Below are 12,685 nucleotides of genomic sequence, written 5' to 3'. Positions count from 1 at the left end.
CTAATTGTACTATGATCATACCGTGTCAAATCTGATCTTGTCTTGCGAATGCGATTACCCCTTAATAGCACCAATCATGACCCCTTTCACAAAATATCTTTGAAGCAGCGGGTAGAGCAGCAGCACAGGGATACTGGAAACGACGATGACCGAGTATTTGATGCTTTCCACCATCATGAGCTGTTTTTCGGATATCTCCACGCCGGAATTGAGCATGTCCTGCATCTGGTTCTGGATGAGGATTTCACGGAGGATAAGCTGAAGCGGGAATAAGCTGCGGTCGTTCAAATAGATCAGTGCATTAAAAAATGCATTCCAGTGCCCGACGCCATAGAACAGTACCATGACGGCAACGATCGGCAATGAAAGAGGCAGGATAACTTTGGTTAACACTTTTGTATTGGAGCACCCATCGATAAAAGCGGCTTCCTGCAGCTCGTACGGGATGGAAGTCTGGAAGTACGTCTTCATGATAATTAGGTTCCACACGGTAACGGCTCCGGGGATGATCATCACGAGCGGGCTGTTGAACAAGCCAAGCTGCTTAATGACGAGATACGTTGGAATTAATCCTCCGCTGAAAAACATCGTTAAGGTGAAGAACAATAATATTTTGTTGCGCCCAAAAAGATCTTTCCTCGACAGTGGGTAGGCACCGAGAGTCGTCATCAGCAGGTTGAAGGCCGTTCCCAGAACCGTATAAATAATAGTGTTCCGGAAGCCGACAATGATATCTTTGTTTTGAAAAACCCTCGTATACGCTTCAAAGTTAAATCCCTTTGGCCAAAGCCAAACTTTTCCTTGAAGCACGTCAAGCGGATTGCTGATTGAAGCACTTAAAATGAAGATGAGTGGATACAGCGTAATGAGCAGTACAAAGGATAAAGCGATATATATGGCAAAATCCAGAAGCGTATCCGTTTTGGTTTGTTTATAGATCAAGGTGGTTTTCCTCCTTCCGTCACCAGAGACTGGTTTCCGACACTTTGCGCGACAGCTTGTTTACGAACAACAGCAGTGTTAGGTTAATCACCGAGTTAAACAATCCTATAGCGGTGGAGAAGCTGTACTCCGAGCCAAGGATACCACTTCGGTATACATAGGTCGGGATGACGTCGGATGCCGGCAGGTTCAGGTTGTTTTGCAGCAGGAATATTTTCTCGAAGCCGATGTTCATAATCGTTCCGCAGTCCAATATAAGAATGATGATGGCAGTAGGCATTAGAGACGGAATCGTGATGTACATGATCCGCTTGAGCTTGCTTGCTCCGTCAATCATTGCCGCCTCGTATAAGCTGTTATCTATACCCGCTAGAGCCGCCAAATAAATGATCGTCCCCCAGCCGGCGTTCTGCCATATTCCCGACCATACGTAGATAGATTTGAACCATGCAGGTTCTAGCATGAAGTAGATCGGATCTCCTCCAAACCATTTGATAACGGAGTTAATAATCCCATTTTGAGGAGACAAAAAAGAGATAACAGTACCGGTCAGCACGACGATCGACAAGAAATGTGGAGCATACGTGACGGTCTGCACCGTTTTCTTAAAAGCGGCGTTCTTAACCTCGTTAATGGCCAGGGCCAGCAGGATCGGAATCGGAAACCCAATGATAAGCTGGTAGAAGCTGATGCCGAGCGTATTTTTAATGAGCCGCCAGAAATAGAACGAGTTAAAGAACCGCATGAAATGGTCGAATCCAAGCCACGAGCTGCCCCAAATTCCTTTTGTTGGCAGATAGAGTTTAAACGCTATTTGCACCCCGTACATTGGCCAGTAGTGGAAAAGAAGGAAGAAAAGCGCCACAGGCAGGAGCATTAGGTACAAATCCCAATTTTTCTTAAAAGCTCTCGAAGCTTCCGACTTGGTTACAGGCCGGGCTGCCGGCTTTACGCCGCTGCTCGGATTTTCGGCTTGCTGTCTGCTGCTTATCATGGCAACCACCCGCCGACTTTATCTTTTCTCGTCTTATAATTAGGAGACACCATAAAAGGCTTACCGGCTTGACTGACCAACTGATCCCCGTCAGTTAACCCTAGCTCCCGGGGCTCCAGCGTCTTGATGAGGCGCCGTCTCCAAGATCGGACCGTATCCGCGTATGCGTCATCGCGGGACAAGTCGTTAAGCTCCATCGGATCCTTGGATAGATCGAAGAACTGCTCGGTACCAAGACGCGGGAACCATATGAATTTGTAGACACCGTCTGTGACATACTGCATCTCTTGCTCCTCGGAATAGCACGTACTGTGCTCGCCGTGAACGTACTCACGCCACTGTGCCCTTTCGCCGCTCATCAGGCCAAGCATGCTGCAACCGTCAACCGTTTCTGGGATGTCCACACCTGCAGCTTCAAGAATAGTCGGCATAATATCTTGGAGTGTGACCGGATTGTGCACCTTCTTTTGAACCGGCGCTTTCATCGATTTAGGGAGCACGACCAGCAGCGGGATATGGGCGGAACCTTCGTAGGCGTATGTTTTCCGCCAGAGGTTATGGTCGCCGAGCATATCACCGTGATCCGAGGTGAAAATGATAAGCGTATTGTCGAACTGCTTCTTACTGCGCAAATGGTACAGGAATCGTCCGATTTGATGATCAATATGGGTAATCGATCCGTAATAGCCTACCCGTGCCCGATTGATTTCCTCGTCGCTTCGCACGCCTCTCCATGCATCCGGGCTGGCCGCATCCCTCGGTACATCGTGCATGACCGCCCAATTGCCTACGATTGCCTTCGGCAGCTTTTTTCTCAAGTACATATCAAAATAGTACGGTGGAGCGTCATAGGGGGAGTGAGGCCTAGCAAACGAAAGCTTCAGGAAGAAAGGCTTGTTCGGGTCACGCTGGTCGATGAACCGAATGCCTTCGTTAACAGTCCAATTAGTCGGATGCAGAAATTCCGGTGCATGATACGGCCGGGCCATCCATGAATTCCAGCCGATGCCGTGATCGGTAAAGGCGTAGTCGCCGGTTTTATTTTTACCGAACCACTCCCTGTAATCTGAAAGGAAATCTATATCGTGAACCCTTCCCGATTCATCCAGCACCGTGTTATGAAAGCCGTTCAAGGAGCGCTGCGGGTAAAAATGCATCTTCCCGACGCCCTGCGTATGATAGCCAGCCTTGGCCAGCTCTCCAGGCAAAGTATGCTCGAATCCGATACCCATCTCGCCCTGTCCACGTCCCATTCCCAGAATGCCGGTATTCCAGGGATCCATCCCCGTCAGTAAGCAAGCTCTTGCCGGAATGCAGGAGGGGGAGGGGGTATACGCATTGTAAAATACCGTTCCTTCTGAAGCGAGGAAGTCTAGATTCGGTGTTTCAATGCTGGTGTTGCCGCTGAATCCCGTACAGTCGTATCGCTGCTGATCCGTCATGATGAGCAAAATATTAGGTTTAATAGGTGATGACCTCCTTTAAGTTCCGGGGTTCCCGCAAAGTACCTGAGTAGATCTCAAGGTCATGGCAACACTTATCGGGGTTATTTTAGCTGCCTCGCACCTTCATACTAGCCGGGAGTGGTAAATTCAACAATCGGCAGCTTTTTCGCACTAGTATATAATTTACAACCGGCGCGGGGGAGGTGGGTTACTAATAATTTCTGACCCTGCTTTTTTTTACATTGGACAAGATAAATGTTCCCACAAGCCGCCATTCTGCTATACTGAATACTGGCAGTTAACAGGATTACACTTCGGAGGGGGAGCTCATTTTGAAGGTATGGAAGAATATGATGGTTGGCGCCAAGCTCCCCGTAAGGTTTACTAAGTACTTCATTTCTTACGTCACATTAACAGTCATGCTGCTATTCATCGTATCTGCGATTGTTTATGTCAGCATTTTTGCGTCGTTACAGAAGCAGATTGAAGCCTCGAACATATCTTCCATGCTGCAAATCCGTGATGTCATGGATGCCAGATTCCAGGAAATGGAGCGTATTTCCGTCCAAATTACATCCAACTCCCACTTGGCACCCTCCTTGCTGCAGACAACGGGATATGAAGCCCTGCAGGTAGTCAACGAACTGCAACGCTACTCGTCATCCGTGCTAATTCGTGATCTGGCCCTGTACTATAAGGACAAGCACAGCGACCGGATGTTTGCGGCGAGCGGCATTTACGATATAGATGACTTCTTCTCAAAAGAGTACCGTTTCGAGTCGTTATCAAAAGCCGATTTCTTGTCCACGATTACTTCCTTAAAAGTACCCCAGATGAAGCCGGTGCAGAACGTAACCCTGCGCTCTTCCCAAAAATCCAAATCGCTGCTGCATCTTTATCCGATACCGTCCAATTCCCAGACCCCGTATGGGTTTGTTATGTTTATCATTGATGAGAAAACCGTCAATAACATTCTCGAGAATGCAATGAAAGGCCGCCAAGGCCTGGTATCGGTGCTGGACGGGAATCATGTGCCGATTATTGCGGCTTCAAGCGGAGTGACGGACCCGGAGCAGGCCGGCATCATAGAGCAGATGCGAGATAATCCGAGCAAGCAGCAGATTAGCACCCTTAAAACAAGCCAAGGGAAGTACTCCATTATCACCGTTCCGTCGCAGGTTAATCGCTTGTCCTATGTGTCTGCTGTGCCCACAACGCTGTTTATGCAGCCGGCCAACAAAAGCTTGTATGTGTTCGCAGTTATGGTGCTGTTTGTTCTATTGTTCGGCGTGGCCGTGGGCTATTTGCTCGCATCCATTAACTACAAACCTATTAAGCGGCTTGTCAATAACCTTCAGCTGCAAATGCCGAGTAAGGGTCTTCCTGAATTTGGCGACGAGCTGGCTTACGTGTCCAAAGCGTTTGATCAGGTAGCAGCGGAGAATACGCACTTGCTTAATAACTTGAAGGATAAAAACTACATGCTGAAGGAGCATCTGCTTCTCAATCTTCTTAAGGGAAAATACAATACTCTGGAGCAGTTAAACCAATACTTAGCTTTCACCGATATTAAGCTGGAGCATTACCGGTTCACGGTGCTTCAATTTCTAATTGACGATTTCAACGAATTTATGTCGGGTACGGCCAAATCGCTGCAGGAGCTGCTGAAATTCGGTGTTGTGGACATCCTTGAAGAAATGTCTACAGAATACGGCGTTGGCTTCGGCATTAATCTGCTGGAGAACAATGGCGTTGCCTTGATCCTCGGCATTGATTATAACCGTGATTTGGAATCAACCGTGAACCAGCTGGCTGCTAAGACGAAGGAGCATTTCAAGGACACGTTCGAAGTGACACTGACGGTTGGAGTTGGGGGCGTGTACAACGAGTTGCTTATGGTGTATAAATCTTTCCTGGAAGCGAGCAGAGCGGCCGAATACCGGTTTGTCAAAGGGACCAACCAAGTCATTTTCTACCACAAAATTAATGCGCTAGTGGAAGACAACAAGTACAATTATCCACTTCATCTGGAGTCTAATCTGATGTTCGCCATTAAGCAGGGCAGAGGCGAAGACATAGAACCGATTATCAGCGAAATTATGTATGCGATTATCGAGCAGCCAATCTCTCCCGAGGCGGTTCAATGTATTTGCTTCGGCATCATCAGCACCATTGTCAAAACGCTGGACGCCATGAACATCTCCACTGGATCAACCGTCGACACGCAGATGGTGGAGCTGTACCGGTACAAGTTCGAGACCATCGAAGGTCTGAAGGAGCGTATGACGCTGTTTTGTAAAAATGTGTGCATCCATATCGAGAACCAGAAGGAAAGCAAAAATTTTGGACTTAGGGAAAAGATCATCAGCTTCGTGCAAGCGAACTGCTATAACAATACTCTAAGCTTGGAGATGATTGCAGGAACCTTCGGGGTGTCCGCTTCCTATTTAACCAGGTATTTTAAAGACCAGACCAGCTATCCGCTCATGAAGTATATTGATAATATTCGTATGGAGAAGGCCAAGCAGCTGCTAAAGTCCACAGATCTGACCTATAAAGGGATTATTGAGCAGTGCGGCTATACGGACGAGACGAATTTTATCCGCAAATTCAAAAGTATCGAAGGGATGACGCCGCAACAGTACCGTCAGTTATCCAAACCAAAGTAAGATACGGAAATCAAACGATATTGTACCCCACCTGCTTTTACAGTCAGGAATGAGAATATACTCAACAATGGAGTCGTGGGTGAGGGGAATTGGCGTCTTATTAAAGCTGATTGCACCAGTAGATGAAGGTAATAACGTACTCTCTATCGCGGTTAGGGTTACTAAGGATAGGGTTATTTCATCTAGCTTGGTGCGGATCATGGACTGGTCTCAAACAACAGATGATCAATGTCTCCACCCCGGCCAGTGAAACCGGTGTATTATTTATCAATGACGATACCGTTTCAACGAATCAATAAAGTGGGTATTCAAAAAACAAGTGCGTACTACGGCATCATTGCTGTTGTACGCACTTGTTGGTCATAATCTTAATTTATTTGGAATGCAAGTTGGTGAGAGCAGTGTGATTGAAAAAAGTATCATTATGTCCGGGTGATTATCGATAAAAATGCTGTGATTAAGAAAGCCATTATTGATTACGCTTAACTTATAGAAGCGAGGGACGATAATAAATTGACTCAAGCAAGCTGAACTTCTTAAGCACGTTTGCTGCCATCAGTTTATACCCTTCCGCGTCAGGATGAAGCTGGTCTGGCAGATACTCGGCAAGAGACTCGTCGAATAGATCAAGTCCGTCAATATAAATCAATTTCGAATCTCCATATGAGCGTAGTTGCTCTATAGCCAAGCGGATTTCCTCCCTCATCTTGGTCAAGCTCAAACCGACGATATTGTCCGTCGTTTCGCGGGATGGGGAAAAGATTGGTGAAATGACGGCAATCGGAATACCGGGATGCTTCTCCCTTACGATGGAGATGAAGCCGATCACCGCAGACCGAAACGTACGTAATCCCAAGCTGCTTTGACCATATACGTTAATACCGAGGCACAATGATATGAAATCGGCCTCCTGGTCCCGGATCATCCTCGCAACCATAGGCTCGAGGTGGCATTGACCGCCATACCCGAGACACGTCAAGTCCCACCCCCTTGTCCGAGCCACGATCGCAGGCCACGTCAGAGCCGGACTTTCCGCAGCCGAGCATTGCGTGATTGAGCTGCCGTAGGTGATCCACTTAAACCGCCGTCGAGACAAGACGCCGCAGGAGGCTTCATCGTCGATAAGAACCGACTTCACCGTTACCGGGTGGCTTTGCGTGAGATAAATCTCCAATTCCTTGTTTCCCGCCGGCATTCCTTCAATTACAACCTCCGACTCTCCGGCCGCGAGGGTAACGGATTTCCACAACTCTCCGTTCAGGACACAATCAAATTTACGGTTGTCATCCTTAGATGTAACCACTCTGACGGTGAGATTTTCCGTATCGGTTTCGAAAGCGAGTCTTACACCCGCAGGATTCTCGGCTTTGCCTCCGATTCCATTTGGAGGAAATAGTTCATAATGATCGAAAGGAAGGCGCCAAGGCTTAATCCCCTCTAGAGTTTCTTCCAAAGAGATCGCTCCAAGGAAATACCCCCTGGAAATTGCAATCGTTTTCATTATAGGCAAGACTCCCTTCTGATTGATCAAAGTTTCCTACATTATACAAAAAAATCTCTTAAAGGACATCCCTGGCTTCCTTTTCATCACCGAAGTAACTTCGTCGGACGGAGTGGCGGAATACTCCAAGCGGTGAAATTCATGGTTGAAGGGCTGCGCGAGTTGTTCTTCTTTGGCGACGGATTGAGTATGAATGACCTACGACCGTCTTTTGTGTCGTCGTCGTCGAACTAGCTAGTTTTTATTTGTCATAGTACAACGACATGAAAGTACCTACAATGAAACCTTGCTAAATCAAGGTTTTTTGTGTTTGTAGGGATTTTCTTGTCGTTTTTTTTGCGACGAGAAAATCCCTATAATACGTGCATACGACAAGAAAATGCCTCGAATATGTGCAATGACTAAATATTTCTGTCTCATGGATCCATTAGGTAAATGAATTAGAGCCACGATGATATTGAAAGTCAGTTACAAAGGTAGTAATTTTTCATTTATAAGAGACTTGGTGTAATGGAAGCTGGGGTAGATAACGAATTTACCGTTTGGCTAAAAACCGGCTTTATTGATTTCATAGAAATCTGCCATCTTAGGATCCTCGTTGCAGCCAGTGAGAATGAAAGGAATGTGGGCCCTATGCGACTGCATGAGGGGTTTTGCAATATAGGAGATAGGCGAGTCTATAGGGTGCGATAGTGATAGCCTATATTCTATCTAAAAGTAAATTTTCTAACCCAGCGCTAACAAAGGGTGCGTGCTTATTGTTTTAGTGCTAACCAGCCAAATTCATTTTTTTCGATAGCCGGGGATAGTTTGCTGTTTAAGTAAAGCGCATGCGTGGATATGTTATTTAAAAATTAGGAGTCCATATATTAAGGCTATAAAGTCTTATAATTAAATTGGAAAAGAAAGGATTTTAATATTTTAGGTCGAAATTTATCTTAAGGTATAGGTAGTTTGATCTATAACTGCCAAGTATTAAATATTCTGAACTTGGCTTAGTTGCAATTAGTTGAATTAGGAGGGAAAAATAGTGAAATTACCATCATATGCGATTAATAAACAAACAGGTAATATTGCTGCGGACATATTGAAGAGTATATTGCAGAGATTTGCAATCGTTAATCCACACGATGAGTCCATTGATTTAGGTATAGATATGCGGGCACAAATAGTTGAAAATACTATACCACAGGAGCATTTTTTTAATATTCAATGTAAGGGGACAGCTGAATTAGATATTGGTTCTTCGGAGGAATACTTTAGTATTCCAATAAAAGTAACCACGATTAATTATTGGAATCAACAAAATGAAACTACTTTTCTGTTTTTAGTTGATAACAGTACGTCTAATTGCTATTGGTGTAATCCTTTATTGCAGCTTGATGAACGTATAGATCTAATTCAACAACAAGATACTGTAACTATTAAAGTACCATTTAAAAATTGTATGAATCAAGAAACTAATAAATTGTCGAATGAATTTATTAACTGTATAACTCTTTATCTAGTAAAAAGAGCAAGCAAATTATCTGATATAACTGAGCAAATAAAGCAAGGTATTACTGGTCAATACACATTAGATATTTCCTCATCCTTTGAGATTCTATCTATTTTACTTCAAGAGACTAATAAAATAAAAGAAAATTATTACGTTATTGCAGACACAATATTAGCTAATATTAAATCTGCATTGGACGAGACATACGAGGTTACCTCTCAGTTGGATCATTTACACTGCGCACGTATATATTGTCCAAAAGGTGTGTTGGAAGATAAAGGATTTTCAAGAAATGATAAGAGCATTCAAGAAATTTATGATGAGGTTTCCGAATTAATTAACTCATTTGAGAATGATAAAGATAACATAGAAATATTAAAACTATTACAATCTTCTGAACAGCAATTAAACGATATGTACAAAGCTCTACTTGCGTTTTTGTACGAAATGGTATGCGAAGATAATCCATACGGAGACCATTCAGAACTTAAAGATCTTGTGAACAGAAAAGTTTATAATCGTATTAATGTAAGCGATCCTGACAATTCTAACTTCTTATGAATGAATTAGTTAGCCGGCTGGCTTCCCCAAGGTTTTGTAGGAGTACTCAAGCATGCCATTGAATGTTTAAATGAGAGTCTTACTACACTCCAAAATCATCGATTCGTCAGGAGCATATAGAAAGTGTTACCTTAACGTGTAGAATCCATAACCGGATCCAGCGCTTTTTTTCGGTTACTCAGTGATAAATTTTATAAGGCATGAGATTATCAGCAGGTCCTGTGTCGCCGCCACCATCGCCGCGCCCGTGTGATAGTGCCGGCCCGGCTGCTGTGAGGAGAGACTGCACTAATTTGCGTGGAGGAGGGCGCGTGGACCCTAATGAAATCATCGCATATTACACCGTTGATGAATATAAGCGATATTTGGATAGCTAAACAGCAGCGCTAGAAGAACTAAGATGGAGCCGCGCTAAGTATTATGAATAATGGTCGAATCGAAAGAAATGCAGCTTAAGCTGGTTTCCACAGCGTTCAAGAATATTTGAGTTGGAGAGCAGTTGTGGAATAAACCGCGTTTTGAATAGGGGGAAGAGTATGTCTGGAAATTTGAGGAGTGGCTTTATAAGTAATCATAATGGAGTTATTGGTGAAGCAAGGACATACGAGTATTTAGTAGAAGATTTCTTGATTCTTGAACGGAATGTTGATGAAGATGGAGCAGACTTTATTATTGAGAGAATCACTTCGAATCCTAGGTTAAATGATCATAGTAAGCCTAAATTAGGAAGAGTCCAGTCTAAGTATCGAAGTGGTGAGAGCAAGAGCATTGATGTTCATTGTTCATATGTATATGAAAGAAATAAAACTGGTTTATCAAAACCAGCAGAGGACTTTTTTCTCGTCGTACATTATGATGAAATAGATAATAGTTCAGATGCAAGACGGATAACTCAGCGTAAGTTGTATTGCATCACAGCAAACGAGATAAATGAACTTCTAACAACTCAAATAGTAAAAAAAAGTGAAGATGGATTAAAAATAAAGCTCACAATTGACAATCTAGTGGACTATGAAATTAAAGATGAAGATGATAAAAGATCGAGTTTGGTCAATAAGATAACTAATCAGCTTGATGAATTGGATGAGAATTCAAAACTTGATTATGAAGATTTTTTGATAAAACTATCCCTAAATTTAGTTGCTGAAAACCCGATTTCTGAGGATTATGAGGCGGATTTTAAAGAGCAATTTGACGAACTAAAGTCTGCCGCCTTTGAATGCGCAAAGAGATCATTATTGCTATCATTCAATCTTCGGTATCTGCTGACAGAAAAAGATCCAACTAATTTTTATCCTTTTTTTGATGACGAAGGTTTACCAGATGCAAACACAAATCAAAAGTTAATGAAAGACGCTAATGCTAATTTCAAAACAATGATCCAGGCATATAACAGATTACAGACTCAATTGAAGGCAAAGGGCCAATCCTCACATCCTGTTAAAGAGGAATGATAAAACCACTAGTAAAGAAAAGCTGCTGGAATTTCTCCGGCATCTTTCAAGGCGACACTAATAACAAAGCACCTCTAACATGGAATTAATGTCCTTGTTAGTGGTGCTTTTTCTTACCAATTCACGAAATATGGGAACGCAGGGGATGTCATAGCAGTGACGAAATTCTGCGCATCCTAAAACACAGTGTTCGATCAAAACGAGAGGGTATTAAAAGGCAGCTAATATGAATATGGGCTATCAAGCATAATTTGACCTGGTGTACTACGACATGAAAGTACCTACAATGAACTCTCTAAATAATGTGAGGGAAACAAGAAAATCTCTCAAATACACTCAATTAGTAACTGAAATAGGAAAAAATGATTATTTTTATTAGTAAATACAGGAAATTTTTGTCGAATTATGGAGGGTATTAAACCCTGTATGTGGAATGCATAAACAAGCAGAAATTTAGGGGGAGCTGATTATTCTGAAACTAACTGAAGAAGAACGAGATAGTATAATGGCCACTTTATCTGAGGAGCAAATCCTATTCTTAAAAGAAGGATTGAAACGGGGGAGAAGAACCGTATTTGCAAATATTATTGCTTCTCAAAAGGGATTGAACGTACCAGAACATGCTTCATATGAAGATATTGAGCATCTGGTGGATTCCTGGATCCTTGTTGGATATGTTGATGGTGGAAATGTCTCGGGTAATTTAAAATGCGAATGCGGGAGATCACTGCGATATCAGTACCACGTTATTAATAAACAAAGTGGAGAAGAGCGTAAATTTGGGATTGATCACTTAGAACTGCATACTGGCATCGATGCGAAGACAGTTGCTGAAATTCGTAGTGGTTTTTCTCGTATCGATTTAGAGATGGATGAAATATTACTTAAGATCGATGAGGGGTTGGACCTTGATCCTAGCATATTAGCTATGTTGCCTAAGCTAATTGAGGTACCAGGGGATATTCAACAACACTTGGATTTACAGCTGCCGTTGTTAAACAGGCAGATTGCTCGATTAAGGAGAATAATTGCTGAGTCCCAAAGCAGCCAACTGAGGGCATCTGAGCCTTTTAAATCCCGTTTGACTGTCCCGCCGGCTAAACAAACAAGGCAAATGAAAGAACAGGATATTGACTTGTTCAATTATGAGAAACAGCAAACATCAAAGAGTTCTTTAGGTGAGCTTTCAGAGCCCATTAAATCAGCAATTTTGTCGTACCTTGGAAGCGGTGTACATAGCGCGAGAATCATTTGTGAGCTCCTCATAAAGCATGGATTAACCCCAAATAAAAGGTTTATTACAGATAAGCCAGATATTTATGTGTCTGTATGTTGGTACATTGAATCGTTCATAATTAGTAACAGATGTAAGGTTATTTCAATTGATCAAACAGATCGTGTATACGAATGGATTTCTTAGTATTTTTTAATGAGTAAAATGTACAGTTACAGCCTTCCATATTTAACTATATGGATCGCTACCCACTGTATTAATAATTCAGACAGTTTTCTATTCTTTATTGGTTTTAATTGACTTTTTAAAACTTCTTTAATGGCGAGTCACCAATAAATAACGTATTAAAGTAGGTATTAATAACTACATTTATACGTGGCTTACTAG

8 protein-coding genes are annotated in these 12,685 nt (G+C 43.0%); 4 read left to right on the top strand and 4 right to left on the bottom strand.

What is annotated here, in order from left to right; genetic code table 11:
- Positions 1–54 precede the first annotated feature (54 nt).
- The 3 genes from AC58UX_RS13240 to AC58UX_RS13230 are packed head-to-tail and all read right to left on the bottom strand — an operon-like array spanning position 55 to position 3,390.
- Complete coding sequence (locus AC58UX_RS13240; RefSeq protein ID WP_497253664.1) at positions 55–939, bottom strand: carbohydrate ABC transporter permease; 885 nt, start codon at positions 937–939, stop codon at positions 55–57.
- A gap of 22 nt (positions 940–961) precedes the next feature.
- Positions 962–1,936 carry an ABC transporter permease gene (locus AC58UX_RS13235; protein ID WP_497253263.1) on the bottom strand — a complete coding sequence of 325 codons (975 nt, stop codon included), beginning with the start codon at positions 1,934–1,936 and terminating at the stop codon, positions 962–964.
- Complete coding sequence (locus AC58UX_RS13230) at positions 1,933–3,390, bottom strand: arylsulfatase (protein ID WP_497253662.1); 1,458 nt, start codon at positions 3,388–3,390, stop codon at positions 1,933–1,935. The genes AC58UX_RS13235 and AC58UX_RS13230 overlap by 4 nt, the downstream gene beginning before the upstream one ends.
- Positions 3,391–3,713: 323 nt before the next feature.
- Between AC58UX_RS13230 and AC58UX_RS13225 the strand changes: the two genes are divergently transcribed.
- Positions 3,714–6,050: a helix-turn-helix domain-containing protein gene (locus tag AC58UX_RS13225; protein WP_497253261.1), complete on the top strand. Its 2,337-nt coding sequence runs from the start codon at positions 3,714–3,716 to the stop codon at positions 6,048–6,050.
- Between the two features lie 487 nt (positions 6,051–6,537).
- Here the strand turns inward: AC58UX_RS13225 and AC58UX_RS13220 are convergent, their stop codons facing one another.
- Positions 6,538–7,551 (bottom strand): SGNH/GDSL hydrolase family protein, encoded by a 1,014-nt coding sequence (locus AC58UX_RS13220; RefSeq protein ID WP_497253259.1) that lies wholly within the window; start codon positions 7,549–7,551, stop codon positions 6,538–6,540.
- 1,030 nt (positions 7,552–8,581) lie between these two features.
- Here AC58UX_RS13220 and AC58UX_RS13215 point away from each other — a divergent pair.
- The 3 genes from AC58UX_RS13215 (at position 8,582) to AC58UX_RS13205 (ending at position 12,484) form a co-directional block, all read left to right on the top strand.
- Entirely contained in the window at positions 8,582–9,610 is a 1,029-nt protein-coding gene (locus AC58UX_RS13215) for a DUF4365 domain-containing protein (RefSeq protein WP_497253257.1), read from the top strand.
- Between the two features lie 536 nt (positions 9,611–10,146).
- On the top strand, positions 10,147–11,064 hold the full coding sequence (locus AC58UX_RS13210; RefSeq protein WP_497253255.1) for a hypothetical protein: 918 nt from the start codon (positions 10,147–10,149) through the stop codon (positions 11,062–11,064).
- 505 nt (positions 11,065–11,569) lie between these two features.
- Positions 11,570–12,484, top strand: a complete 915-nt coding sequence (locus AC58UX_RS13205; RefSeq protein ID WP_497253253.1) for a DUF3895 domain-containing protein — start codon at positions 11,570–11,572, stop codon at positions 12,482–12,484.
- The last annotated feature ends 201 nt before the right edge of the window (positions 12,485–12,685 follow it).

It is taken from the genome of Paenibacillus sp. J22P90 (assembly GCF_059692195.1).
This window is presented reverse-complemented; position numbering and strand designations above follow the sequence as displayed.

What these genes read in the sequence shown, in the direction of transcription:
- AC58UX_RS13235 (WP_497253263.1), bottom strand. Translation starts at nt 1,936, where the DNA reads ATGATAAGCAGCAGACAGCAAGCCGAAAATCCGAGCAGCGGCGTAAAG.
- AC58UX_RS13220 (WP_497253259.1), bottom strand. Translation starts at nt 7,551, where the DNA reads ATGAAAACGATTGCAATTTCCAGGGGGTATTTCCTTGGAGCGATCTCT.
- AC58UX_RS13210 (WP_497253255.1), top strand. Translation starts at nt 10,147, where the DNA reads ATGTCTGGAAATTTGAGGAGTGGCTTTATAAGTAATCATAATGGAGTT.
- AC58UX_RS13205 (WP_497253253.1), top strand. Translation starts at nt 11,570, where the DNA reads ATGGCCACTTTATCTGAGGAGCAAATCCTATTCTTAAAAGAAGGATTG.